27 protein-coding genes and 1 riboswitch are annotated in these 23,425 nt (G+C 59.9%); of the genes, 18 read left to right on the top strand and 9 right to left on the bottom strand.

The genetic code is table 11. The features are described from left to right. The first annotated feature begins 511 nt into the window (after nt 1-511). The 8 genes from repA to ILT44_RS22650 all read left to right on the top strand — a co-directional run bounded on the left by repA (nt 512) and on the right by ILT44_RS22650 (nt 8,362). The gene (repA, locus tag ILT44_RS22685) at nt 512-1,726 is read left to right on the top strand and encodes a plasmid partitioning protein RepA (RefSeq protein WP_204241886.1); all 1,215 of its coding nucleotides are present in this window, start codon (nt 512-514) and stop codon (nt 1,724-1,726) included. Next, nucleotides 1,714-2,784 (top strand): plasmid partitioning protein RepB, encoded by a 1,071-nt coding sequence (gene repB, locus ILT44_RS22680; RefSeq protein WP_307826627.1) that lies wholly within the window; start codon nt 1,714-1,716, stop codon nt 2,782-2,784. Before repA ends, repB begins: the two co-directional genes overlap by 13 nt. 153 nt (nt 2,785-2,937) lie before the next feature. Then, the gene (gene repC / locus ILT44_RS22675) at nt 2,938-4,149 is read left to right on the top strand and encodes a plasmid replication protein RepC (protein ID WP_204241884.1); all 1,212 of its coding nucleotides are present in this window, start codon (nt 2,938-2,940) and stop codon (nt 4,147-4,149) included. A 62-nt stretch (nt 4,150-4,211) separates the two neighbouring features. Next, nucleotides 4,212-4,475, top strand: a complete 264-nt coding sequence (locus tag ILT44_RS22670; protein ID WP_204241883.1) for a hypothetical protein — start codon at nt 4,212-4,214, stop codon at nt 4,473-4,475. Nucleotides 4,476-4,786: 311 nt separating this feature from the next. Further along, a complete protein-coding gene (locus ILT44_RS22665) occupies nt 4,787-5,044 on the top strand; it encodes a WGR domain-containing protein (RefSeq protein WP_204241882.1) in 258 nt (85 codons plus the stop codon). 263 nt (nt 5,045-5,307) lie between these two features. After that, entirely contained in the window at nt 5,308-6,045 is a 738-nt protein-coding gene (locus ILT44_RS22660; RefSeq protein ID WP_204241881.1) for an outer membrane protein, read from the top strand. Nucleotides 6,046-6,949: 904 nt separating this feature from the next. After that, nucleotides 6,950-7,738, top strand: coding sequence for an outer membrane protein (locus ILT44_RS22655; protein WP_204241880.1), 789 nt, complete (start codon nt 6,950-6,952; stop codon nt 7,736-7,738). Nucleotides 7,739-7,966: 228 nt separating this feature from the next. After that, the gene (locus ILT44_RS22650; protein WP_204241879.1) at nt 7,967-8,362 is read left to right on the top strand and encodes a helix-turn-helix domain-containing protein; all 396 of its coding nucleotides are present in this window, start codon (nt 7,967-7,969) and stop codon (nt 8,360-8,362) included. Between the two features lie 82 nt (nt 8,363-8,444). Here the strand turns inward: ILT44_RS22650 and ILT44_RS22645 are convergent, their stop codons facing one another. Next, the gene (locus ILT44_RS22645; RefSeq protein ID WP_204241878.1) at nt 8,445-8,894 is read right to left on the bottom strand and encodes a helix-turn-helix domain-containing protein; all 450 of its coding nucleotides are present in this window, start codon (nt 8,892-8,894) and stop codon (nt 8,445-8,447) included. A 361-nt stretch (nt 8,895-9,255) separates the two neighbouring features. On the opposite strand from ILT44_RS22645, the gene ILT44_RS31950 reads away from it, so the two are divergent. Next, complete coding sequence (locus ILT44_RS31950; RefSeq protein ID WP_372441228.1) at nt 9,256-9,513, top strand: DUF6894 family protein; 258 nt, start codon at nt 9,256-9,258, stop codon at nt 9,511-9,513. After that, complete coding sequence (locus tag ILT44_RS22640; protein WP_204241877.1) at nt 9,501-9,722, top strand: hypothetical protein; 222 nt, start codon at nt 9,501-9,503, stop codon at nt 9,720-9,722. The genes ILT44_RS31950 and ILT44_RS22640 overlap by 13 nt, the downstream gene beginning before the upstream one ends. Before the next feature lie 271 nt (nt 9,723-9,993). Here ILT44_RS22640 and ILT44_RS22635 read toward each other — a convergent pair whose 3' ends face one another. After that, nucleotides 9,994-10,269 (bottom strand): hypothetical protein, encoded by a 276-nt coding sequence (locus ILT44_RS22635; RefSeq protein ID WP_204241876.1) that lies wholly within the window; start codon nt 10,267-10,269, stop codon nt 9,994-9,996. A 680-nt stretch (nt 10,270-10,949) separates the two neighbouring features. Between ILT44_RS22635 and ILT44_RS22630 the strand changes: the two genes are divergently transcribed. The 5 genes from ILT44_RS22630 (at nt 10,950) to ILT44_RS22610 (ending at nt 13,525) form a co-directional block, all read left to right on the top strand. Then, nucleotides 10,950-11,294: a hypothetical protein gene (locus ILT44_RS22630; protein ID WP_204241875.1), complete on the top strand. Its 345-nt coding sequence runs from the start codon at nt 10,950-10,952 to the stop codon at nt 11,292-11,294. A gap of 283 nt (nt 11,295-11,577) precedes the next feature. Continuing rightward, nucleotides 11,578-11,835, top strand: a complete 258-nt coding sequence (locus ILT44_RS22625) for a WGR domain-containing protein (RefSeq protein WP_204241874.1) — start codon at nt 11,578-11,580, stop codon at nt 11,833-11,835. 194 nt (nt 11,836-12,029) lie between these two features. Continuing rightward, a complete protein-coding gene (locus ILT44_RS31945) occupies nt 12,030-12,431 on the top strand; it encodes a DUF6894 family protein (protein ID WP_372441227.1) in 402 nt (133 codons plus the stop codon). Between the two features lie 83 nt (nt 12,432-12,514). After that, a complete protein-coding gene (locus tag ILT44_RS22615) occupies nt 12,515-13,252 on the top strand; it encodes a Crp/Fnr family transcriptional regulator (RefSeq protein WP_204241872.1) in 738 nt (245 codons plus the stop codon). 27 nt (nt 13,253-13,279) lie between these two features. Beyond that, on the top strand, nt 13,280-13,525 hold the full coding sequence (locus tag ILT44_RS22610; RefSeq protein ID WP_204241871.1) for a DUF6894 family protein: 246 nt from the start codon (nt 13,280-13,282) through the stop codon (nt 13,523-13,525). A 299-nt stretch (nt 13,526-13,824) separates the two neighbouring features. On the opposite strand, the gene ILT44_RS22605 is transcribed toward ILT44_RS22610, so the two are convergent. Next, nucleotides 13,825-14,853: an IS110 family RNA-guided transposase gene (locus ILT44_RS22605; protein ID WP_204241870.1), complete on the bottom strand. Its 1,029-nt coding sequence runs from the start codon at nt 14,851-14,853 to the stop codon at nt 13,825-13,827. A 130-nt stretch (nt 14,854-14,983) separates the two neighbouring features. On the opposite strand from ILT44_RS22605, the gene ILT44_RS22600 reads away from it, so the two are divergent. After that, nucleotides 14,984-15,400 (top strand): GFA family protein, encoded by a 417-nt coding sequence (locus ILT44_RS22600; RefSeq protein ID WP_204241869.1) that lies wholly within the window; start codon nt 14,984-14,986, stop codon nt 15,398-15,400. A gap of 24 nt (nt 15,401-15,424) precedes the next feature. Here ILT44_RS22600 and ILT44_RS22595 read toward each other — a convergent pair whose 3' ends face one another. From ILT44_RS22595 to ILT44_RS22585, 3 genes are all read right to left on the bottom strand, one after another. Further along, the gene (locus ILT44_RS22595) at nt 15,425-15,802 is read right to left on the bottom strand and encodes a hypothetical protein (RefSeq protein ID WP_204241868.1); all 378 of its coding nucleotides are present in this window, start codon (nt 15,800-15,802) and stop codon (nt 15,425-15,427) included. Nucleotides 15,803-16,361: 559 nt separating this feature from the next. Continuing rightward, a complete protein-coding gene (locus tag ILT44_RS22590; protein ID WP_204241867.1) occupies nt 16,362-16,598 on the bottom strand; it encodes a hypothetical protein in 237 nt (78 codons plus the stop codon). A 577-nt stretch (nt 16,599-17,175) separates the two neighbouring features. Continuing rightward, nucleotides 17,176-17,853 carry a DJ-1/PfpI family protein gene (locus ILT44_RS22585; RefSeq protein WP_204241866.1) on the bottom strand — a complete coding sequence of 226 codons (678 nt, stop codon included), beginning with the start codon at nt 17,851-17,853 and terminating at the stop codon, nt 17,176-17,178. Between the two features lie 21 nt (nt 17,854-17,874). Beyond that, nucleotides 17,875-17,955, bottom strand: a riboswitch (ZMP/ZTP riboswitch). Between the two features lie 140 nt (nt 17,956-18,095). Between ILT44_RS22585 and ILT44_RS22580 the strand changes: the two genes are divergently transcribed. Continuing rightward, on the top strand, nt 18,096-18,314 hold the full coding sequence (locus tag ILT44_RS22580; protein ID WP_239468454.1) for a WGR domain-containing protein: 219 nt from the start codon (nt 18,096-18,098) through the stop codon (nt 18,312-18,314). A 102-nt stretch (nt 18,315-18,416) separates the two neighbouring features. Here the strand turns inward: ILT44_RS22580 and ILT44_RS22575 are convergent, their stop codons facing one another. Further along, complete coding sequence (locus ILT44_RS22575; RefSeq protein WP_204241864.1) at nt 18,417-18,881, bottom strand: DUF4411 family protein; 465 nt, start codon at nt 18,879-18,881, stop codon at nt 18,417-18,419. An 11-nt stretch (nt 18,882-18,892) separates the two neighbouring features. After that, complete coding sequence (locus ILT44_RS22570) at nt 18,893-20,092, bottom strand: ImmA/IrrE family metallo-endopeptidase (protein ID WP_204241863.1); 1,200 nt, start codon at nt 20,090-20,092, stop codon at nt 18,893-18,895. Nucleotides 20,093-20,406: 314 nt separating this feature from the next. Between ILT44_RS22570 and ILT44_RS22565 the strand changes: the two genes are divergently transcribed. After that, entirely contained in the window at nt 20,407-20,784 is a 378-nt protein-coding gene (locus ILT44_RS22565; protein ID WP_204241862.1) for a hypothetical protein, read from the top strand. Nucleotides 20,785-22,186: 1,402 nt separating this feature from the next. Here the strand turns inward: ILT44_RS22565 and ILT44_RS22560 are convergent. Continuing rightward, nucleotides 22,187-23,383, bottom strand: a complete 1,197-nt coding sequence (locus ILT44_RS22560) for an AAA family ATPase (RefSeq protein WP_204241861.1) — start codon at nt 23,381-23,383, stop codon at nt 22,187-22,189. Between the last annotated feature and the right edge of the window lie 42 nt (nt 23,384-23,425).

Below are 23,425 nucleotides of genomic sequence, written 5' to 3'. Positions count from 1 at the left end.
AAGACTGACGAGAACTACAGCTCGGTCGTCGCGCTTGCTCTGAGCTTTATCCTCATCAAATCCGTCCACACGACCTAAGGCATTCACCTTTAGAGAAATCAGGCATGTGTCCGAGTGCGTGGAGCCATTTGCAGAGCTCCGCCCATTTCATCACATCGTTGCTCATTGAAGCCCTATTGTTGATCAACGTTTTGATGAACGGTCAGCCTCCCGCAAGAGTTTCGTCGCCTCTTGATCTCGCTGCCGCTCCAAAGTGCTATTACAATAGCCCCATTCCCATCTCATTGAGTTCTGCTGCTTCGTCAGGATACCGCTCGTTCAAGCGCTGTATCTCGGCTTTTTGCTCGGCTTCCGGAGCGTCGCTCTGTGGTTGTCAGCTGACAACGGAGCAACTCCGATTCGTTAACAGCTTGGTAACCCTTAAAAGCTTGCTCCCTTCAACGAATCGTGGCCATTATCCCAGACGGAGAATGGGCGTCTAACGCTCGGAAACCGTTTTGAGAGAGAGGCGATGGCGGAACCGGCCCTGAAGGCAGATCAGAGAGGTGAGGCGACCAGTGCTCGAATTGCGCGTCATGCCCAAGTTCTTTCTAGCCAACTCCGTTCACTCGGCACATCACTCTTCCCACCTTCAGCATCCAAAGGCCTGAGATCCTTCTCCTCCGGTGAAGTCGCACGAATTGTGGGCGTCTCTGACGGATATCTTCGCCAACTCTCCCTTGATGGGCTTGGTCCAAAGCCAGCACTGGCAACAGGTGGCAGACGATCCTATACCCTCTCGCAGGTCAACGAGTTGCGGGAGTATCTTGCCGAAGCCCGCCCGAAGGAAGCCCTTCAGTTCAAGCCGACACGCAGGCCTGGAGATAAGCTGCAGGTGATTGCGGTCGCCAATTTCAAAGGCGGGTCGGCAAAGACCACGACGGCTCTGTACCTAACTCAATATCTGGCCCTTCAGGGCTTCCGCGTTCTCGCGATTGATCTGGACCCACAGGCATCGTTGTCGGCCATGTTCGGCTACCAGCCGGAATTCGACATTGCGGAAAATGAGACCCTTTATGGCGCAATTCGCTATGACGAGTTTCGCCGGCCGATGCAGGAAGTGATCCGCCCGACCTATTTCAACGGTGTGGGGCTAGTGCCGGGCAATCTCGAACTTATGGAGTTCGAGCACCATACACCGCGTGCGATGATCGACCGGCGGGAGCGAGGCCATGACCTGTTCTTCCGCCGCGTTGCTACTGCAATCGACCAAGTGGCGGATGACTACGATGTAGTCGTTATCGACTGCCCTCCCCAGCTTGGATACCTGACGCTTGGCGCCCTCAACGCGGCGACGGCAATGCTGGTCACCGTTCATCCGCAGATGGTCGACGTGGCATCCATGAACCAGTTCCTGTTGATGACATCGGAGCTGATTTCGGTGGTCGAGGAAGCAGGCGGCCAACTTAACCACGACTTCGTTCGCTATGTCGTGACCCGGCATGATCCTAATGATGTGCCTGAGGCCCAGATAGTCGCCCTCCTCCGCGGACTATTCGGTGATGACGTGCTTCGAGCTACAGCGTGGAAATCAACTGCCATTGCAAACGCAGGCCTGACCAAGCAGAGCCTGTATGAACTCGACCGTGGCTCCGTGGGCCGTGCGGCCTATGATCGAGCTCTGGAGTCGGTTGACGCAGTCAACGCTGAGATAACGAACCTGATTAAAAGGGTATGGGGTCGGTGAGTATGAACAAGCGAATGGACGCCATACGGTCACTGATTGCCAACCCTCAACCCGACTCGTTGTCAGCTGACAACAAGCCGGCGCCCCTGCCCCGTGTATCGTCGGGTTCCGTTCGCTCCATGAAGGATTCCTTCTCAGGCGTCGAGCGCGAAAACGAGGAACTCCGCGAGAGGCTCGCCGCGGCCGTTGTCGTCCAAGAGATTGATCCGAGCCTCATTGACCCCTCGCCTCTTGCCGACCGCTTCCGCGAACATGAGGATGCCGGCTTTGAGGCCCTGAAGGAGTCGATCAAGGCTCGCGGGCAGGAAGTCCCTGTACTGCTCCGGGCTCATCCGACCGAGGCAGGCCGTTATCAAAGTGCCTACGGTCATCGACGCATCCGTGCCGCCCGCGAACTTGGTGCCTCGGTTCGGGCGGTAATTCGAGCGTTGAGCGACGAGGACCTAGTTGTTGCTCAGGGCGTCGAGAACTCCGCCCGTCAGGACCTGAGTTTTATCGAGCGAGCTGTCTTCGCCAATCGTCTAGAGGACGCAGGGCACGAGAGATCCGTTGTGCAGGATGCTCTCTCGGTCGATCGGGCTGAGGCCTCCAAGCTTATCTCTGTGGCAAAGGCTATTCCCGCCGACATCATTGAGGCCATTGGCCGAGCGCCAAAGATTGGCCGGCCACGTTGGCAGGCCCTTGCAGACGCCCTGAAGGCCCACCGTGGCGCAGCGAAAGCGATAAGGGCCATCATTGGTAAGCCTGACTTCCTGGCCCGCGATACGGACGCGCGGTTCCTCAAAGTGTTCTCAGCGGCGACCCAGCCGCCCGACGAAGTCCAGAACGGTAAGTCCGAAGTTCAGACGGTTGTAGCGGCCTCCGGCCAAAGGATTGCCCGGGTGACGAGCTCAGGGCGCGATTTGAAGATTTCGTTCGATCAGGGACTGGACGCAGCTTTCGCGTCGTTCCTGGTGGAGCAGATCCCAACCTTGTTCGCATCCTACAAGGAAGCGAGCGGGAAGGGGGAAGCCGGCGGGGGCGGTGCCTTCGCTAATCAGCAACGTGAGCAGGAGTAGCGCGGCAAAAGAAAAAGGCCCCCGGAACGAAGTCACGGAAGCCCTTCTCGTAGCCTGAACACCTTCGAGAATCACACTTCCGAACAACTCAGTCAAGAGTTTTAGCGTCGTTTCGACGAGCAGATTTCCTTTGCCCTAAGCAAGGCAAAGAACATGGATCACATCTCATCTACGCCCTTTGGGCGACCGCTCTCGCTTGCCATGGTGGCAGCGAGGGTGAAGGCGGAGCGTTGCCCACCGGAAACTATCGCCGAAAAGTGGAAGGTGCTCGATAATCTCCGGGAAGCGAAGGAGGCTCTCGGGGTATCGGATCGGGCGCTCAGCGTTCTCAATGCGCTGCTGACATTTCATCAAGACACGACGCTGACACTAGGGCAGGGGCTTATCGTCTTCCCGTCCAATCGGGCCTTACAGCTCCGAGCCAATGGAATGGCGCCGGCAACCCTTCGCAGGAACCTAGCAGCGTTGGTCCAGGCAGGCCTCGTGATCCGCAGGGACAGCCCGAACGGGAAGCGCTACGCCCGCAAAGGAGAGGGCGGTCAGGTCGAACAGGCCTTCGGTCTCGATCTGAGCCCGCTCGTCGCCCGTGCGGCCGAGTTCGAGAAGCTTGCCGGCGAGGCTCGGGCAGCGGCGAAAGCTCGTTACCTGCTGCGGGAGGAAATCAGCCTCCTGCGCCGCGACATCTCACAGACAATGCTCATGGGCCTCGAAGAGGGACTTTCTGGTCCTTGGCGCTTCCTTTCGGATCGGTTCAAGGCTCTTGGCGGGATGCCGACACGAAACGCCGACGTCCTGCTCCTCGAGAGAGTGGCGAAGGATCTGCGGGCCCTTTGGCAAGACGTGGATAAGTGCCTGACGGATCATCTGAAAATGGAGAATATGAGCACCAATGAGTCTCATACTGAGCGCCACCATCAGAATTCAAACACTGACCCCTCAAATGATTCTGAAAGCGGCTATCGAATAGACGAAGAAGGAACCGTCACACCAGATCCTGAAGCCCCGAAGCAGCATGCCAGGGCGTTCCCGTTGAGTCTGGTTATTAAAGCATGTCCAGACATCGCCATGTACACGAGAGGCGGGGAGGGGATTTCAACCTGGCGGGAACTCTCTGAAGCAGCCGCCATTGTCCGACCGATCCTCGGCATCAGTCCGAGCGGGTGGGCCGAAGCTTGCAAGGTCATGGGGCATGACAATGCGGCAATCACACTCGCAGCCATTCTCCAGAGGGCAGAAGCCATTCGGAGTCCTGGCGCCTATCTGAGAAATCTTACCGGACGGGCGAAGGCAGGGCAGTTCTCTCTTGGTCCTGTTCTTATGGCCTTATTGCGTGCTGCCACCGTTCAAGAGAGAAAGCACGCATAGAGGTGGGAGCTTCCGATCAAACGTGCATCTGGCAGTCTCAGCGCATTGGTGGAGTTAGATTTTTGAACCGGGAACGAGCCATCATGGACGAGTGGTACCCAACCAGGCTGGCGCCACGGGACGGAACGCCCGTGATCCTCTGGATCGAGGACGAGGAGGCCCCGCCGATCTACCCAGTGACGGTCGGGGTTTGGGAAACCGACGACATGACAGGGGCGAGCTACTGGCGCGTATTCGGGGCGCGCTACGGCACCCACACCTACTTCGACCAGCACGTCGTCGGCTGGCGGCCGCTGCCGCGCATTCGGCAGAGCCGGGACGGGTGAGGGAACGATAGAGCTAGATTCTGAAGGCGCAAAAGAGGGAAGGGGCAACAAATCCATGTCGGGATCCGTCACGATAGCTTACCTGTGTCCAAAGTGCGGGGCCAAGCATGCAGTCCTCCCGCCTAAGAGCGAAGCCGCAGGTACCGTGCGGTGCTCCCAGTGCGGCCGGGTGCACGGCAGTCTTGATGAGGTGCAAAAAGAAATCGCCACCAAGGCGCGAGAAGAAGGGGCTCAAAGGGTGCGGCAGGTCTATCGGGTCCGCCCCACCAAAAAATACAGCAATTCGGCTCGTGAGCGCCTAAAGCGGCCTGATGCCTGACGAGCTGCGCTCCCCGGTCAAACACCATCTCGTCCTGCACCGGATCGACCCGGAGCAGGGCATCCGGCGCTTTTGCTCGCTCATGATCGAGCGGGATCTGTTCGGGACCGTGCGCCTGGTGCGCAACTGGGGAAGGATCGGCACCACAGGGCAGGAGCTGGTCGAGGTGTTCCCCGACGAGATTGAGGCCGGGCAGGCGCTCGAGAAGATAGCCGTGGCCAAGCGCCGGCGTGGGTATCGGGATTTGTAACGCCGACGAAAAAACCCTGCCCGTTGCGGGGCAGGGTTGAGTTCTTCTCTCGCCTTCGGAGCCTTCCGAAAACAGAACCAGTAGCGCATACGGTCTCCACCCTGTCAAATCCACGAAGTGTTAATGTCTTGGTAAGCATAATCACCGGCAGGGTCTCATCGATCAGGGTCTAAACCGGAGCGGTGTTGTATCTTTGTCATAGTCTTTCTTTCGCGCCTCTCCATAATCTGCCTCAAGATCTTCTCGTCCTAAGGATTCTCCTCATGAAAACCCGTCTTCTTGGCCTGCTGGCCGCTACGGCCCTCGCCACCGCCGGCATCTCCGCTGCTTCCGCTGCTGACCTGCCGATGCGCGCTGCTCCTCCGGCTCCGTACATCGCTGCTGTTCCGGTCTTCACCTGGACCGGCTTCTACGTCGGTGCCCAGGTCGGCTATGGCTGGAATGCCAACGACAACGACATCGTTCTGCCGACCGGCTTCGTGGTGCAGAGCGGCGATTTTGGTGACAGCGGCGACGGCTTCCTGGCCGGTGTCCATGCTGGTTACAACTACCAGATCGGCTCGTTCGTGATCGGCGTTGAAGGCGATGTCGAAGGCGTGTTCGGCGACGACGACGATGACCTGGTCATCGTTGACAGCACCACGGGCGTGGTGTTCACGAACTACGGCTTTGCTGGCAACGCTCTCGACTGGCAGGGCTCGATCCGCGCTCGCGCCGGTTTCGCGTTTGACCGCGCTTTGATCTACGCAACCGGTGGTTTCGCGTTCGCTGGTGTCTCGGATGGTTTCGGCGTCCTTGGCAACGACGACACGCTGACCGGTTGGACGCTGGGTGCTGGTATCGAATATGCCTTCACCAACAACCTGACCACCCGTCTGGAATACCGTTACACCAACTTTGATGGTGGTGATAACTTCTTCAACAATGTCGCGCTCGGCAGCAACGACATTGAATTCCACACGGTTCGTGCTGGCCTCAGCTACAAGTTCAGCACCTACTAAGACCTGTCTCCCACAGAGACAGAAAAGGCCCGGGTTAACACCCGGGCCTTTTGCGTTTCAGGTGGTGGGAAATAGGAAACGACGTAGGCCAGGCGCCGGCTGCGCTGATATCGGGATCGGTGACGGGTTCTTTACCTTGGCCTTTGTAAGGATATGGGCACCGGGCGCGTTGCGTATCAGCCCGACCGAGCCACTGCCCCCAAGCGTGGACGACGCCCTAGCCGAGGGTCCAACGACTCCCCTCGGCTGGGGCGTTGTTGTTTCTGGGATATCTCTACTGCCAGACCGCGAGTCTTTAGGATTATAGGCCCACCGGTTTGCTCAATTGTGAAGCCGCCGGAACAGCGTAGCCTTGCTGATGTGGTGTTGCTCCCCTTGCAGCCACGCTCGCCCTGACTGGACGTGTCGCGTAGCCCCTCAGTCAGGGCGTTTTGCATTGGTACTCGCGTGCAAACACCGCCGTCCGAGCGCTCCGGGTGGGGAATGTGGTGGGGAAGGGGCCGGAAACGGCCCGCTCGCCCTCGGGAGTATGGCGGAGGGTCTCTCCGCCATACCGGCGCCAACGGGCGAAATTCGCGGAAGGTCGCTTATGGAACTGGACGGTCGTAGCGAGCGTGGCACAAAAAACCCTGCCCAGGGAAGAGCAGGGTCTTTCGGTGTGTCCTCGCCTTCGGGGATTACTCAAAGGCCAGGCCAGTAGGGCATGCCATGCCCTGTCTGTCAAATCCGACAAAAGTTATCATGGGTTGAAAAGGCATGTATTCATATCAGCGATCATGTATTCATATCAGCGATACTGACGTAATTCGCAGAAAATAACTAAGTGTTGCGCATTTACTATAGCTCTGCTTGGCCATGGGTCCATACTCTTCCCGTGTGGATCTTCGCACACAGGGGATTGCTCATGAAAACCCGTATTCTTAGTTTGCTTGCTGCAACAGCTCTCTCAACAGCAGCTGTATCAACTGTTTCCGCCGCCGACCTGCCAATGCGGGCCGCTCCTCCGGCTCCGATCATTGCAGCCGCTCCGATCTTCACGTGGACTGGCTTCTATGTCGGTGGCAACCTCGGCTGGGGCTGGCGCGACGACGATAACGAGGCTGTGGTGCTGACCGGACCGGGCATCCCAGCTGGTATCGTGGGAGGCACGCTCAACTTCGAGAACGGCAACGACGGCAACTTCCTCGGCGGCGGCCAGATCGGCTACAACTACCAGATCGGCTCGTTCGTGGTTGGTGTTGAGGCAGACATCCAGGCGATCGATACCGACGACAACGAGGCGGTGTTCATCCCGGGTCCGGGCTTTGCCGGCGGCACCTTTGTGCCGGGCGAGTTCGAGAACTCTGCCGATTGGTTTGGTACGGTGCGCCTGCGCGCCGGTGTCGCCTTCGACCAGTTCCTGGTCTACGCCACGGGTGGTCTGGCCTACACGGAAGACAATACCGGCTGGACAGTGGGTGGTGGTGTCGAGTGGGCTCTGCCGGTGAACTGGTTCGGCTCCTCCGCCGTCACCCTCGGCCTGGAAGGCCTGTGGATCAGCATCGATCAAGACGACGACGACATCAATCGCCCCATCGGTACCTTTACTCCGGTTGCCGGAGCGCCGGTCAATGTGTTCCTGCCGCGGAGCAATGACGAGCAGGAATTCTTCGTCGCCCGGGCCAAGCTGAACTTCAAGTTCGGCACCTACTAAGATCCCCTCTCATCCGCGAGAGAGAAAGGCCCGGATTGATCCGGGCCTTTTTGTTGTCTGAGGGGTGAGAAGAATATGCAAATTTCCGGTAATGCCCTTTATGGAAACAGCCTTGAGGCCGCTCGGCTGACCTGCACTGGTCCCGATTGAGCGCAATGCGCTCCCTTGCAAGGATCGTAATCTCGGCAGACCATCATCTGGCCAGGGAAGTTCGTCCCGGGAGGGTTCATGACGACCCGCTTGCTGCGGTCCATGCCTGCGCTGACTGTTGATCCAGAGCCTGAGGGCCATCCTCTGCGGCTGGCCATGCTGGAGGAGCGGGTCAAGTCAACGAAGGATAGTCCGGGATACCAATGGGCAGGCGACATCCGGCGGTTGCTCTGTCCGTGGTTGACGAGCCATCGCGGTTCGGTGGACGACATGGCCGCTCTGCTGGCAATGAACCGCCGCACCTTCGAGCGCCGCCTGAAGCGCCGCGGCACCAGCTACAGGGCCCTTGCGGACGAGATCCGGTTCGAGGTTGCCTGTTGTCTGCTCAAGGACACCGCGATGTCGCTCAGCCAGATTGCGGCGGCTCTTGGCTATTCCCAGACCAGCGCCTTCACCCGCGCGTTCCGGGGCTAGTCCGGCCAGGCGCCGAGCGTGTGGCGAGCCGCCCACTGAAGAGGCGGCAAGGCGGCCACATCTGTGATTGTGCAGAAGCCCTTTACGGAATGGGCGCCTTCCCCGATGACGCCGGGTCATGTCGGCGAAGCCGTGCATGCGGACGACGTCCTGACCATCCTGTCAGCCCGAGGTGAGTGCTGCGCCAGGCCGACGGGGGCTGGCCCGTCCAACGGCTAAAGGCGCGAGTGAAGGCGCTGGCCTCGGAGTAGTTCAGGATCTCAGCAATCTGCCTGAACGACAGGTCGGTCTCGGCGATCAGCGTGCAGGCAATCTCGCAGCGGACCCCATTGGCCACCTGCTGGAACGTGCGGCCTTCGGCTTTCAGGTGCCGGTACATGGTCCGGCGCGACACCGAGTACAAGCTGGCGAGCATGTCAGCCGTACAGGTATCCCGGATGAGCTTGCCCCGAAGCAAGTGCTCCACCTCCTCGGTGAGCGATTGTCGGCTCTGACGCGATTGGGGCAGGTCGGTTCTGCGGGGAGACGGCATTTTCATCGCCTCAGTCTAGCCTGGTCAGGGCACTGTGCTGACCGCTTGGGACAATTTTGTGACAGTTTGGGACGCCGCTATTCCGGCAGCGAATTTCGCATAACACCCAGTATGGAACGGGTACGGCGCAGTGGGTTTGGCTCACTTCAACAAGTCTTTGGGCCGTGATGGCAAGTCTTTGGCCTGTGATGGCAAGGCGGGTGGACGCCGTTCCCACTATAACCCGCCCCGTCGGACCGTAGGGGCAACTGCTGGGCCGAACCCGCCTACCTGCAAGGCGACCCATCAAGAGCGTCAGCGGGTGGGCGGGATGCCGTTTCGATGACCAATTGATTTTTCTCTTGCTGGTTCAGCCTCCCTGATGCCGCGCTTCTACTTTGACGTGTTTCTCGGATCTTGTTCGAATGTTGACCCGGAGGGGCATGAGATCGAAAGCCTCCTGGCGGCTGAGATCGAGGCCCTCCGCTCAGCGGGTGAGTTAGCCCGGGACCAATTGCTCCAGTTGCAAAGCCCAAGCCCCGCGGATGTCCGGATCGAGGTGAGGGATGAGCATCGGCAGCCTGTTCTTGCCGTGACGGCTGCAATCCGGATCAACAGAAGGCCGCTATGCGCCAAGTAAAGCGCGATGCGGTCAGCAACGCCTGTGACGGGGCGCTTGTCGGGAGTGCGGCGGCCTCCCTGTATCAGGTTTATCTCGCGCTGTCGGACCAGGTTCCGCAGAACATACTCGCGCCCATCTTGGGTGGAACGGCAGCCGCGGCCCTCGTCGGCGCCCTTGTGGTTGCGGGCGGTGCAGCCCTGTACGAGCGTCTCAAAAGATGCCCGTGATTTCGCATAATACCAAGTGGCGTGAAGGCTGACTCATTGAGGGTTTTCTTTCTGCCGGGCCCATGTCTGATTCATGTCCATCGGCCTGCGCGATTGGGCCAATGCATGAGCATCAGCGCACGTTGGTATAAGGCCCAGTATGGAACGGTTTAGGATGCGTACTGCCTCGTTCCTTTAGGGCACTTGCCTATCGCAGGTGACGAACGTGGCGAAAGCGCCAAGAACCCGCTAACGGGGTCTCATAATTTCCGGCTTACGTCGTGTGAGCCGCTTAGTGGTGGACTGTCCGCTTTTTCGTCTTATTAACGCGCTGTCGTTGGACCGTTCCTGTGTTCTGAGGAATGCCGAGCACGCCCTTCACGCCACCGGCTACACCTCCCGCAACCCCGCCGACCGCCCCACCCACGGCTCCGCCAACAGGACCAGCGGCCCGATTGCCAACCGCTGCACCTTGCTCAGCCCCACGCACAATTCCTTGCGCTTGAACCGTCGCCGGCATGGCAAGAGCGACAAAGCCGAGAGCGGCGATTAGAGCATATTGTTTCATGAGGTTGCTCCTTCGAAGACTGTCTCCGAAATCAAATCCTATGTGCAGAGGAGGTTCCTCTGCCGTGCGCAGCGCTTGCTCGGCATGTCGGAGTGTTGGGTCGTAGGTCAGGGAAGAAGCGACGCATTTCATATGGGCATGAGCAAACGAAAGGCCTCCCCACCCGCCATTGCCAGTGGGTGAGGAGGCCTCCTAGTCCATGAAGAAAGGCAGGATGCGTGACAGCCTTCGTGGCGAACACCCGATCCAGGCGGGAACGGTTTCAGCACGGCCATAGAAAAAGCCCCTCGTGAAGGGAGAACACGAGGGGCTTGGAAGGGGCGAAAGCCAAGGGGGCAACTATCGGCCTTCGTACCGGGTCAATGCGACCTGCTGCGCTTCGTTCCAGACGAGACGGCCGTATGGTTTCCGAAAGCTTAAGGGGAGGCCAGGACCTGAGCTCTCCCGGCCTCCCCGCCTGGTCCCGACCACCAGTCAGGAGCCGCCGCATCTCCAGGCGAGCAAACGATAGCTGGCTCTGCATGGTCCTACATCAGGAGCCTTCCCCTACCTCGGGGAAGGAAATCAAACGCACTCCAAGCCGGGACAACCCGTCCGAGGTTCGCGCGTTTGCGGAGGAACACCCCCGCGGCCGGATGTGGGGGTTCAAGAGCTGATGCCTCGTGCCTGACGAGAACCGAATGTCGATCTACTGGATGAAGACCGCCGACGTGTATCCGGACAGTAGTTGGAGCGAGAATTCCTTTACGGCGTTCGATCCCGAGGTCCGTTTCCCGCGCTTCCACATGGAAACAGGCGACGAGCCTATCGGAGGCGTGGATCTGATCAAGGGCGGCCTACAGGATGGGCTCTGGCGATGGTCGATGACCGTTTCGCTGTCCGGTCCTCGTTATGGCCGCCCCATCAATGGCGTCGAACTGACCCGGGGCGCAGCAGGTCGGCGCGTCGTCGAGGTGTATCAGCATTATCTCTCGACGCGGCCGGAGCAGTACCCGCGAGTTCCGGCAAAGACGGACGAAGTGTAGGCGGGTGAGGGAAGGGGCAACAAATCCATGTCGGGATCCATCACGATTGCTTACCTGTGTCCAAAGTGCGGGGCCAAGCATGCAGTCCTCCCACCTAAGAGCGAAGCCGCAGGTGCCGTGCGGTGCTCCCAGTGCGGCCGGGCGCACGGCAGTCTTGATGAGGTGCAAAAGGAGATCGCCACCAAGGCGCGAGAAGAGGGGGCCCAAAGGGTGCGGCAGGTTTATCGGGTCCGCCCCACCAAAAAATACGGCAAATCGGCTCGTGAGCGCCTAAAGCGGCCTGATGCCTGACGAGCTCCGGTCACCAATCAAGCACCATCTGGTGCTGCACCGGATCGACCCGGAGCAGGGCATCCGGCGCTACTACTCGCTGATGATCGAACGCGACTTGTTAGGGACCATTCGCCTCGTGCGCCACTGGGGCCGGATCGGGACGAACGGGCAGGAGCAGGTGGAGGTGTTCGCTGATGAGATCGAGGCGGGCCAGGCGCTGGAGGCGCTGGCCGCCCTCAAGCGCCGGCGCGGGTATCGGGATCTCTAACCCGTCAGAGGAGGGTCGTGGCGTAGTAAGCGACGAGACCGGCCCCTGCCATCACGCCCATGAAAGAGGGCCACCAAGCCGGGTATCCGCCATATTTCCTCATTGAGGCCTCCTCATAATTGAGGGTGCAGTCTCCCCGAGTTTTCGGTCCGATCCTATTCGGCTAGATGGCCTAAGCGGTTCGGCCTCGAGCGATGGCCTCAAGGTCGTTGACGCTGCTCGGCACCAGGCGCACGATTAGAGCCTGTGCTGGTCGAGCACGGCATCTGGACTCCCAGAGCTGCCCGTCGCTCCCCACGGGCAAGGCCTCAGGAATCTTCCACCCCGAGGCCTTCGCCGTATTCGGGCACGATTTTCGCATAACACCCGCTCTGAAAAGCCGCGGACACCCCTTCCCCGACATGGATGGCATCGAGCTGCCAGGGCTTAAGGAGGCGCGACGGGAAGCCATCCGCACCGCCGGTGAGATCATCCGTGACAGCAGCTCAGGCTCCTGGCACGGTCCAGACTGGCACATGGAGGTCACCGATGCCGTCGGGAAGGGCGTGCTCTGGGTTCGCTTTTCCGTCGAGGAGATGAGCGGAAAGGCTGCGTAGTTCGCATGACCCATTTACGGGACCGGCGACGCTGGGACGATTGGTGCTCAGCTGCGTTGTGCTCTGTGGGCGGAGCCCTTGCCATGCCTCAGGGCCTGAACGCCAAGCATCGCACCAACCGGCTCCTGGCCGCTTTGGAGCCCGACGACTTTGCAACTCTCGAGCCCCATTTCGAGGTCATCAGCCTGGCCCGTGGTCAGGTGCTCTACGAGCCGGGGGACGTCATTGGCCACGTCTACTTCCCTCATGAGGCGATCATCTCGCTCGTCAACGTCATGGAGGATGGCGCTACCAACGAGGTTGCGGTGTTCGGGCGCGAGGGGGTCGTGGGCCTGCTCAGTGTCCTGGTCACCCGTGAGGCCTTCGGGCGCTACCTCGTGCAGATGACCGGCAGCGCCTCGCGCATTGCCTTCGAGCAGCTGAACGAGGTGCGCAACACCCGCCCCAAGCTGCGGCAGCTGTTCATGAACTACGGCGAGGCTTTTCTGGCCCAGACCTTCCAGACCGTGTCCTGCAATGCCCTGCATCCGGTCGAGGCGCGCTGCTGCCGCTGGATCCTTGCCATGCATGACCGGGCAGAAGGGGATACCCTGCCGCTCACGCATGAGTTCCTGAGCGAGATGCTGGGGGTGCAGCGCTCCAGCGTGAGCGTGGTCACCCGCACCCTTCAGACCGCAGGTCTGATCCGGCAGAGCCGCGGCAGCATCACTGTCCTTGACCGGGCTGGGCTCGAGGAGACGACTTGCGAGTGCTACGGCAAGATCCGCCGGGTCTACCAGCGCCTGCTGCCCGGCACGTACTCCCAGCCTCCGTTGGGTTAGACCTCATCGATTTCAGGGGAGACGCCCTTGGCCCGGTACTACTTGGACATCCGTAACGGCGAGAAGCTCTTGCACGATGACGAGGGCTCCGAGTTCGACAGCCTGGATGCTGCCATGCAAGGGGCAGCCCGCTCGGCGGCTGAGATTGGCACGGGCCGGCTGGCGAAGGGCGATACCAACGATGTTGTCATCGAAGTGCGCGACGAGGGCGGCCAGCGGGTCTTCACCGTGACAGCGTCGATGAAGATCGAGCGGCACATCCCACAGCCTTAGCCTCCCCATTCATGAGCGCAAATTTCCGATAAGCGCCTGTGTGGACGGCGCCTGCGTGGCAAGGGGTTTTCGGCGTTTTGGCGATCTGGTCGTGGGCAGCCATGTGTTCGGCCTTGTGATGCGGCCTCATGACCGCGGGCCTTGATGAAGTTCGCGGATCAGGTCCCCAACATTTATGCTGCGTCAGAGCGCAACGGCTTATCACGGGTTTGTCTGATCCCCGGCTCGACCGGTTCGTCATCACACCATCACCACCTCCACCAACCTTGCAAACTCCTCATCCGGCTCCTGGGGGCAGCTTATGCGGCCGCAGCAGCCGGAGCGCGATAACCCTGGTTGCCCTGCAAGACGGCCCAGGCGACCCGAGCCAACTTGTTGGCGATGGCGACCTTGACGATGCCGGCTGGGCGGCGGGCCAAGAGCGCGTTGATCCATCCCGCAGCCGCTGAGGCTTTGCCGCGGGCATGTCGCAAGAGTGTCGTGGCCCCGAGCACCAGAAGCCGGCGCAGATATCGATCCCCTTGTTTGGAGATGTGCCCGAGCCGCACCTTGCCGCCCGTCCCACTCTGGCGTGGCACCAAGCCGATCCAGGCGGCCAGGTGGCGGCCCGAGCGGAAGGAGCGCGGATCCGAAATGGTGGCCGCAAGAGCGCTGGCCGTGATGATGCCGACGCCGGGGATCGTCTCCAGGCGTTGGCTGACCTCATTCGTGCGATGCCAGGCCAGGATCTCCTGCTCGGCCGCAGCAACCCGGACATGGGCGTCCTCAAGTTGCGCGATGATCAAGCGGATGCAGCGCCACGCCAGCTCCGGCAAGGCTGCCCCTCGGGCCTTCTCGGCCACTTCCCTGAGCTTGGGGACGCTCGGCAGCCCTTGGGGCGCAATGATGCCGTATTCGGCCAGATGACCACGCAGAGCATTGACCAGCATGGTCCGCTGCCGCACGAGCAGCTCGCGAGTCCGGTGGAGCATCAGCACGGCCTGCTGCTCAGAGCTCTTGATGGCTACATAGCGCATGGTCGGGCGGGTCACAGCCTCGCAAATGCCCGCAGCATCAAGGGCATCGCTCTTGCCGCGTTTGACATAGGGTTTCACATAAGCCGCGGGCATGAGCCGGACCTCGTGCCCGAGAGCCGCCAGCTCTCGCGCCCAGAAGTGGGCCGTAGAGCACGCCTCCATGCCAATCAGGCAAGGCGGCAATCGGCGGAAGAAGCCGATGAGCTCGCCTCGGCGGAGCTGACGGCGGATCAGAACCTGTCCGTTCTGATCGATGCCATGAACCTGGAAGACATGCTTGGCGAGATCGAGACCTACTGTCGTGACATGCATTGGAGCGGCTCCCTGTCTGGCGCTGAGGCAATCACCCTATCTCATAGGGTGCTGCCGGGAGCAGGCGCCGTCCACCTCATCATTTATGGAACTGGCCGGATAGCACCTCTGAGGTTTATGATCTTAGGCCATGCTGAAGGGTTCATGTGCTTGCGGACAGATCCGCTATGAAATCCAAGGAGACCTCCTCGGACCGATCACCTACTGCCATTGCTGGCGATGCCGAAAGCAATCTGGATCGAGTTTCGGCACAACAGCGGGTCTCAAGGCGACAGGCCTTGCCTTTGTGGCTGGTGAAGATCTGCTGCGGAGTTGGGAGTCGAGCCTTGGCGTTCGGCGCTTCTTCGCGAGCTGTTGTGGATCCCCAATCTATAAGCGCGACGATGCTGACCCGGAGGAAATCGGCTTTCGTCTAGGAACACTGGACACCGATCCTTCCATGCAGGCTGAAATGCACTTCTCCGTTAGCTCGAAGGTGCCATGGATCGAGATCGATGATGCTTTGCCTCAAAGCCCGGGTGGGTCCCCGTTCGGCTTGCGCGATTGATGCCGCGTATTCCGATAAACGCATTTACGGAACAGGCTGGATGGGTCCTTCATCAATCACTGTGGGATTTGGCGGTAGGATTGCGCAGTGAGTTAAATATCTCACTCTGTTGTCGTGCATGAAGCGGATCTCCCCGCACCAATGCCCACCGGCTGTTTCACCCGTATCCCCGGGCAAGGCACGATACTGGATCGCGGCGTCTGGCACGGAGATCCAGTCGCCGTTGACGAGCATTTGCACCCCCACCCGCGTTACCCGGTAATGGGCGGGCCGACAATCCTGGTCATTGCAGCAACTGTTTCCCCACCTGTCCTTTAAGGGCGAGTAGATGTCATGGGCTTGGGCGGGCAGCTCGAAGCCGAGCAAGAGGATAGCCGCACAGAGATCAACCTTGAGAGACATAGCCGCTCTCCCTCATAACGGGTTGGCGGCGCTCATCAGAGCGTCGGTGCAACGCTACTCAGCCTATTCTACTCCCGACCCGGGATTCCGTTGCCGCACCGGCAGAGGAAAGACGCAAACTTCCGATAAGCCATTATATGGAATAGTGCAGTCTGCGAGGCTAAATTTTCCTGAAGAGTTGAGACTGCAAAAAAGAAAGCGCCCTCTCTTGTGAGGGGCGCTTTAAGGTCCGACCCGTAGGGGCAAAAATAACAAAGTCGGGATGGCTCATGTACTCGGTCAAATCTTTCCCGTCAGTCGGGTAAACGACAGATGAGACAAGAAGTACGCTGCTTGTTCCCCGTTTTAATAGGCCTATTAGCTCGTTCTAAGTTTATGTACTTGTTGTATACCTCCGAGGAGGTAGGTATGCAGTGCTCTCCCGTGGGGGCAACTACGGGCTGGAAGGGTCGCGAACATGGTCACAAGACCGGGCGCGGCCCTTTTTCATGGGCGCTCCGGCTCGGTCACACAGACGCGTGAAAACTGGGCGCGATTTCGCAGAAGGCCTTGTCTGGAATTAGAGATCCTGCGTCTGGTCTTGCGGGTTCGCCTCTAGGATCAACTGTCGGTGGGCGTGCCAATGCTGAAGGATCTGTTCTAAGTTAAAGAGCAAGCGTTGAGCCAAGCTCGTATCGAGACATTCCGCGCTCATCCACCTGATCAGGGCAATTTGCTCAGCCACGTGCCGCTCGCCTTCGGCGATATCCCGGTCAATCTTGGCCAGTGCTTCGCATCGGTTCAGTGTCTTAGGCATGGCGGTGTGCCAAGCTGGGGCCAATACCAAACTGCTGCTGATTATGCGCCTGACCGCAGGCAGAGGCCACGTAATTCGCATCCCTCCAGGTGCCCCGGCGCACCTCAACTTTCGCGCTTCAAGCTCATCATATGGCAGTTTTGGTTGGATCTCTCTGAGGACTGGCCCGATGCTCGCCTCCAACCTTCACCTGCGAGTCCACTGGTCCAGGGATCGCGGACGACAGCAGCAAGAGTCCCCCCACTTCATGGTGGTTCTGGTGGTAATACTCGCTCTTGTGAATGTCTCGGCCACAATGCTGATGGCTGGAAGCTGGGCCAGCATCACCAACGGTGTGCTTGAACTGGAGAGAAGCATCCAAGTTCCCCTGACCGAGACCGTCAATTGAGCCAATTGAGTTGCGAATTTCCGATAAGCCCATGTATGGAACCGGATGAAGGTGCATTTCAGCGTATTCGGAAGAATTGTGCCGCGCTGCTGATAGGGAGTCGGTAAAGGTCCAGTCTAAGTGGCCCTCCGGGGGAGATTTCCGAAGCGACTATTGCTTGTCAGTACTGCCCACTGAGCACCGGGTGAATTACGTCCCCAAAGCTGCTGCCGCAGCTCGTGCCATCTTTTCTCGCTGTCGCTGAAAGGCAGCCGATCCTTCCCGCACCGCCGCGACGATTGCCGGATCAGAACTGCTCGGAGATCCTCCAGAAAACGGCGGCTCAGGGTCGTATTCCATGGAAAGCTGTACCCGCTGGGCCCGATCTTCACCGAACAGGCTCGCCGCCAACGTTAGAGCGAAATCGATCCCGGAGGTGACACCCGCCCCGGTTACCCGATTGCGGTCCACCACAACACGTTCCGCCACGGGCTCGGCTCCGAAATAGGCGAGCTGGCTGAGCGACAGCCAGTGGCAGGTGGCGCGATAGCCGGTCAGCAGACCGGCGGCGGCCAGCACCAGTGACCCGGTACACACGGAGGTCACGTAAGTGGCGTTTTCGGCCTGCCCTTGGAGAAAGGTGAGAACCTCACTGTCAGCCATAAGGTCGATCTGCCCAGGCCCACCAGGGACAAACAGGATGTCTGCCTGCGGACAATCGGCAAAGATAGTGGTCGGTACCAGGCGTAGCCCACTCCCGTCGATGACCGGGTCTGAGGACTTCCAGGCCAGATGAAGAGACAGCTCCTTGAAGCGCGCGAACACCTCGAAGGGGCCGGTCAGGTCCAGTTGGGTCATACGGGGGTAGGCGAGCATGACAACGTGCATGGGCACTCTCCTAGGAGCTATCGCGGATGCCCAGGCGAGCGGCGTCTCAGTTCACGCTCCCCGGTGGTGATCCACCTTGCCTCGCCAGTCACGTGAACACGTCATGATGAGCTGATCTCACCAAAGATAGCAAATCGGAATTTCGCGGAACGGGCCTTATGGAACCGCAGGGGATTTTAAGTCCCTTGCGTCCACCGAGATCGCCACGTCTGCGGCTGCTTGTATCCACAATATAGCGGGATTTGTTCGGGACCGTGCGCCTCGTGCGCAACTGGGGCCGGATCGGCAGCAACGGGCAGGAGCTGGTCGAGATCTTCGACGAGATCGCTGCAGGGCTGACGCTGGAGGCGGTTGCCCGGGTGAAGCGTAGGAGGGATACAGGAACCTGTGAGGTCCTCCGAATGGCGCTCTCGTGCGGCCAGAGCTTATTCCCCTTCCCACGTTACTCCGAGTTTAGATAACGAGTGCACAACACCTTGAATCGAAGCCCTCAATCTCCCCGAAACGGTCTCCCGGGACTTTAGGTTTCCAATTTAAAGCCGGACTCCGACTGACCTGCGGCGCTAGCTGATCACCCAGGCCTCAGCCCGGATGAGCTGAATGAGGCTGATCCATTCTAGGCGCATATCCCGGCACACATCGGGAATGTTGGGGCGATTGAGACTGTTCGCCGGCTTCTCCTCCGTGACGATTGTCAGACCGCGCACTTTGGCGGTGGCGATGATGAAGCTGTCGGCCGCGAACCGTTGCTTCTTCTCCATCACGAGGCGGGGATAGCCCGCCAAGATGTTGCGAACTTCAAGCTGAATCTCTTCCTCGTAATCGATGAATAGCTCAGGGCGCTGCCTAAGCCAGGCATGCAGGTCCTTGGACTTCTTCTCGGTCTCGTCCAAAACAGCCAGCGGCGCCCGCACGCGGCCCTCGGCGATCAGTCGTTCAAGATAGTCCCAGAACTTGGGGAAGTTTTCGGGAGGGTAACGCTCTTCCCACGCGGCGATCAGGCAACTGGTATCGATGCAGTACGCCACGCAGACCGTTCCTATGCCGACACGTTGAAGGTCGCACGCTCAATGTTGGGAACGTGTTTCGCTTGAGTGCCCAGGTAGCCGGAGACGGTGCTGAGGGTGAGGCGGTTCTGGTAGTAGCCTTGCAGAACCAGACGCGCGAAGCCGCGCCCCACATGACTGAGGATCTGGTACTGGTAGGGTGCGAAACCTCCGCCCTCGCTGTCGTCCTCGATCTCCTCATACTGCTTGGCGTACTCGGCCCGCTTGGCCTGATAAAAGGCCCGATCGGCGCAACCGAGCTCCACTAGGCGCACCAGCATGGCCTCGCGGCTCACACAGTAGCGGCGGGCAAGGGCGCCAATCTCCGCATCCGTCCACTCAGAGCCTGTCCTGGCTTTAGCCGTGACCAAAGGCTCGACCAGCAATGCGTCACGCGGCATGAGAACAGCTGCCGCCAGACGGTTGCAGAAGGTTTCGATGGCCCGGGCTGGAGCCGGAAGAGTCGCCGGCGGCTCAAGGTCGTTCTCGATTGCGCTCGTCCCAAGCACGACGTGGCCCAACTCGTGCAGCAGCGTGAAGATCCGCCCGTTGGTGCGGTCCTTGCTGTTGACCACAATGGCTGGGAGGGGCTGCTCGGCGATGGCGAATCCTCGCACCTCGCTGAGGGGCACCTGGTGGTGCGCGCCGCTCAGGGCAAACACCAGGACGCCTACGGCCTCAATGGCCTCGCGCCAAGCCTTGAAGGCCTTGTCGGGCTCGCCCCATCGACTCTGCTGTTCCAGGGTGACGCCCAGACGCTCCCGCACCCGCTTGGCCACGGTCTCCGGGTTGTCCCTCACACTTGCCTTGATGCCGAACTCGGTCGGCGGCTCGCCGAGGGAGGCGATCACATCCAGGGCGATGGCGCGCCGTTCCTGGGCCGCCCGCACCTCGAAGGCCAGCTTGGCGCTGTACGGGCGTTCGCCCGCGTCGGACAAGCGCCGGAAGTCTCGGAGCGGCTGAAACTCGGTGGGAGGCTCTGGAAGGAAGAAGACAGGCAGGGGACGCTTGTAGGCGTTGGCCACCTTCTTGAGCTGGGGAATGCTCGGTTCGCCCTCGCCCCGCTCCCAGGCCTCCACCTGCTCCGCAGGCACGCCAATAGCCCTCGCCGCTTCCTCCAGCGGGAGGGAAGCAGTCTCGCGCGCCCAGACCAAGAGGCTGGGCTCAACAAGGGCTTTGATACGTTTGGCCATGGCTACGCTTGGACCTTAACACACCTGTGGATCTGGCAAAGGGCTCTGTCAGGGAATGATAAACGCGGCAGGGAGTTGCTCCCCCGTGCACAATGTTCTCATTTTGTTTCGGGTCAACCTTTTTCAAGGTGTAGTATGGTCCCGCTTCCCTTTTCGGGGATACATCAGAACAGGATAGCTCCATGCAATACTCGCCCAATGTCGAGACCCGAACGATCGACCAAGTTGAGCCCGGCACCTGCTTTGCTTTCGATTAACGCAATCAGACCTACATTGCGATCGCCCTCGAGTCCCTGAACGGAGACCTACCCTCCTTGGTGGTTGTCTCGCCAGGCCATCCTCAGCTCAACGGAAAGGCCGGGGTCTACTATGGGAGCGTCGTTAAGGGTAAACCCCTTCTGGTCTACCCGGATGCCGAGATCATCCTGCCAACAGATCCCGAGCATGTTCATACCGGGTTCGACAGTTTCACGATGCCGCCCAGCGCCCTGTTCCTCGAGGGCGACACACTCAGCGTTGCCGCCCGCAACAACGATGAGACCACCGTGTTCAATGTGGCTACCGGGGCAATCCACAGCGGCGATCTCTACCGAAGCGTATGGTTCTCCTCCTGGGAGATCGCCGTACCCGGCTCTAATGGGCAGAAGCATACGATCTGTCGCATCACATGCGATAATCTTGCGCAGGTTTGAACCTATCTGCGGTCCGTCGCCGGAGCGGTGGACCGCAGCACATGATCACCTTGGATTTTTAGCAGACATGATCATCCAACCTCTATGACCTGTCTCAGCAAAGTCGCAACTGGCAGCAACTTGCGCGGCGATCCGACCGGAATCTCTGGCCCCGTTTCACCTAGGTGAAGGCCGCAGCCTTGCGAAGGGCGCAGTCTACCAATCGTGGATCGGTTCTATTTTGCCCCCTCGGGATCGCTTCACGGTCAGAGCAAACTCCTGAGACCTCCCTCGTTGGTCACGACCGGCGGGGGAGTTTTTCGTGGAGAGGGAGAGGCCAGGAACTGAGCCCTCCCCAGCCTCTCCCCGTCTGGTCCCGAAAACCGGTCAGGAGCCGCCGCACCTCCAGGCGGACAAAGCATAACCAGCTTTGCGCCGTCCTACATCAGGATCGTTCCCCTACCTCAGCGGGAAGGAAATCGGACGAAGGCGCCATTGGAAGCCATTGCCCACAGGCAAGTCCAAATGTGGTTTCAGCGTAGCCTAAGAAAAAGCCCCTCGCGGTGGGGTACGAGGGGCTTGGAAGGGGCGAAGGTCAAGGGGCAACAAGGGCCTTCGTACCTAGTCAATGCGGCCTGCTCCGGCTCGTTCCCGATGAAGAGGCCGGATGGTTTCTAAATGCTGAACAGCTCGTCGCTGGCGGCCGAGGGAGCTTCTTTGGGTAACAAGAGAGACCGGAGATGGCGCCATCTCCGGTCATTCCTCGCCAAATCCCGGGAAAACCGTGAGAAGCAGCCGCATATTTAGGCCAATAAATCATGGCTAGCTTTGCCGTTCGTTTGACCTTTTCCGATGTTGACTTTTGTTGACATCGGCTGGGTGTTTTCGGCGGCCGCAAAAAGAGGGCTGCTTGTTAAGGTATGCTAAGGTTGGGACTAATTTTCCGAGCTCACCAAACGGCAGCTTGCTGGACGTCAGAGGTCAATCGGCACCTTCAGAAAACCTCAGGTCCAGACACATCCCGCATGTTAGGAAATGTTAGGGTTCAGACAAATTTTCCATAGCCGTGAAAAGACGGTGACGGTTAGCATACGTTAGCATCACAGCAGGATCGAGAAACTGACACCAGGCATAGCCTTTCCCAACGAATGGCATTGGATACCACAGCAGGGGCTCGTGATGGTTTCGTACTCGACAACGCGCCCCTCTGCTGAGGGGTTATGCCTGCTTGCTCATTTGTCTTACGCATCGCCTCCTCTCGACCGTGAAAAAGGGACTGCCTCACCTCACCACTTTGTTTGCTCTTGCCCCGCCACACCCCCCGCCCCCCTATAGAAGGTGGGGCGGGGCGGTGCGGCTGCCCCACGTGCCTCACCTCTGCCCCACCTTGGGGCCACGAGGTGAGGCAGATGAGAACAGAGCATCAGCCTTGACCCTCGAAGTCTCCTGGAATGACGAACGTCCGCGGGTTCCGCTTGTTGTCCTTGCGCTCCTCCTTGTTGAGAACGCCCGTGTCGATCCAAGTCTTGATGATGGTCTTGACCTTGGACTTCACGGCCTTGTCGGACAGGTCTACGGCAAGCACTTCCGCAACGCATTTACCCACCCATTCGCCGGACTGAGGATCAAGCCGCCATTGTCCATCAGCTACGCGGCGCCGGACCTCGTGCATGTGCTCTGCGGTAACGTCATCGAAGGGCCTGGGGGGCTCCCAGCGGGTGACCACACCCAGCCAGTCGCTTGGCCGGGTTTCGGTCGCGTTCCCGAGGTCAACGGATGCAAGCTTGAACCACGTGGAGGTTTCGGACGGCGGGGCGAGATTGGCCTTGCCATCGAAGTAGCGGAAGTGCAGACGGCGGTTCTCAACACCCCATTTGTCGGCCTCATCCTGGGTCATCTGGTTCATGGCCCGGGCGGCTCGGGCAGCACTCAGGAGAGCAACCGCACCACGCCCATCCTCCACCGTGACCTCAGAGCCGTTCGTCTTGCGGACGTGGTGGACCAGGTCGAAGGCACATCGGGTTCGATCAGCGATGCCAGCAATCGTTTTAGCGACCATATCGATGGCTCCATTATCGTTCTCAGAGACGCGATGCACCGAGACGAACGGGTCAAGGATAACAACCCCAATCTCGTTCTCGCGGATGGTTGCCTCTAGAGCCTCCTCCACCGGAATGGCGATCTTGGTCCCCTGCCTGGTTTGCTCGGCAATGATAACTGGCGAGGTTCGCCCGCTATCCATGAAAAGCCAGCCTTCGACCTCCTCCGGCTGGAGCCCATAGAGTCTCATGGCGGCACCCACCCGGCGCTGCAGCTCTTCCAGCGGATCCTCTCCGTTCCAGAGCCAAACCTTGGTTCGCTCATTCGGCTTGATGCCAAGCAGGTTCTTGCCGGTGGCGATAGCCAGCGCCTCGACTATGCTGAGTGAGGATTTGCCGACGCCACCCGGCGCCACTGTCGTGGAGACAAATTGCCGAACGTAGTGATGCCCATAGACCCATTCGCGGGGCGGGATGGTGCTCGGGTTTACCCACTTAAACGGGGTTGCCGAGATGTGGAGCTTTGATCGTTCTGCCGCATCGTGCCTGCTGGACGCGGCATCGGGCATGAAGTGGCTCATGTGAACCACCTTTGCGGCTTGTTCCGATGGAGGAGTTACGTC

It is taken from the genome of Microvirga arvi (genome assembly GCF_016892765.1).
Lineage (GTDB): Bacteria > Pseudomonadota > Alphaproteobacteria > Rhizobiales > Beijerinckiaceae > Microvirga > Microvirga arvi.
Note: the sequence above shows the minus strand (reverse complement) of the source record. Positions and strands in the feature narration are given on the sequence as shown.

Coding starts and splice junctions, on each gene's coding strand:
- repA (WP_204241886.1), top strand. CDS start 512: ATGGCGGAACCGGCCCTGAAGGCAGATCAGAGAGGTGAGGCGACCAGT.
- repB (WP_307826627.1), top strand. CDS start 1,714: ATGGGGTCGGTGAGTATGAACAAGCGAATGGACGCCATACGGTCACTG.
- repC (WP_204241884.1), top strand. CDS start 2,938: ATGGATCACATCTCATCTACGCCCTTTGGGCGACCGCTCTCGCTTGCC.
- ILT44_RS22665 (WP_204241882.1), top strand. CDS start 4,787: ATGCCTGACGAGCTGCGCTCCCCGGTCAAACACCATCTCGTCCTGCAC.
- ILT44_RS22660 (WP_204241881.1), top strand. CDS start 5,308: ATGAAAACCCGTCTTCTTGGCCTGCTGGCCGCTACGGCCCTCGCCACC.
- ILT44_RS22655 (WP_204241880.1), top strand. CDS start 6,950: ATGAAAACCCGTATTCTTAGTTTGCTTGCTGCAACAGCTCTCTCAACA.
- ILT44_RS22650 (WP_204241879.1), top strand. CDS start 7,967: ATGACGACCCGCTTGCTGCGGTCCATGCCTGCGCTGACTGTTGATCCA.
- ILT44_RS22645 (WP_204241878.1), bottom strand. CDS start 8,894: ATGCCGTCTCCCCGCAGAACCGACCTGCCCCAATCGCGTCAGAGCCGA.
- ILT44_RS31950 (WP_372441228.1), top strand. CDS start 9,256: ATGCCGCGCTTCTACTTTGACGTGTTTCTCGGATCTTGTTCGAATGTT.
- ILT44_RS22640 (WP_204241877.1), top strand. CDS start 9,501: ATGCGCCAAGTAAAGCGCGATGCGGTCAGCAACGCCTGTGACGGGGCG.
- ILT44_RS22635 (WP_204241876.1), bottom strand. CDS start 10,269: ATGAAACAATATGCTCTAATCGCCGCTCTCGGCTTTGTCGCTCTTGCC.
- ILT44_RS22630 (WP_204241875.1), top strand. CDS start 10,950: ATGTCGATCTACTGGATGAAGACCGCCGACGTGTATCCGGACAGTAGT.
- ILT44_RS22625 (WP_204241874.1), top strand. CDS start 11,578: ATGCCTGACGAGCTCCGGTCACCAATCAAGCACCATCTGGTGCTGCAC.
- ILT44_RS31945 (WP_372441227.1), top strand. CDS start 12,030: ATGGCCTCAAGGTCGTTGACGCTGCTCGGCACCAGGCGCACGATTAGA.
- ILT44_RS22615 (WP_204241872.1), top strand. CDS start 12,515: ATGCCTCAGGGCCTGAACGCCAAGCATCGCACCAACCGGCTCCTGGCC.
- ILT44_RS22605 (WP_204241870.1), bottom strand. CDS start 14,853: ATGCATGTCACGACAGTAGGTCTCGATCTCGCCAAGCATGTCTTCCAG.
- ILT44_RS22600 (WP_204241869.1), top strand. CDS start 14,984: ATGCTGAAGGGTTCATGTGCTTGCGGACAGATCCGCTATGAAATCCAA.
- ILT44_RS22595 (WP_204241868.1), bottom strand. CDS start 15,802: ATGTCTCTCAAGGTTGATCTCTGTGCGGCTATCCTCTTGCTCGGCTTC.
- ILT44_RS22590 (WP_204241867.1), bottom strand. CDS start 16,598: ATGCCTAAGACACTGAACCGATGCGAAGCACTGGCCAAGATTGACCGG.
- ILT44_RS22585 (WP_204241866.1), bottom strand. CDS start 17,853: ATGCACGTTGTCATGCTCGCCTACCCCCGTATGACCCAACTGGACCTG.
- ILT44_RS22570 (WP_204241863.1), bottom strand. CDS start 20,092: ATGGCCAAACGTATCAAAGCCCTTGTTGAGCCCAGCCTCTTGGTCTGG.
- ILT44_RS22560 (WP_204241861.1), bottom strand. CDS start 23,383: ATGAGCCACTTCATGCCCGATGCCGCGTCCAGCAGGCACGATGCGGCA.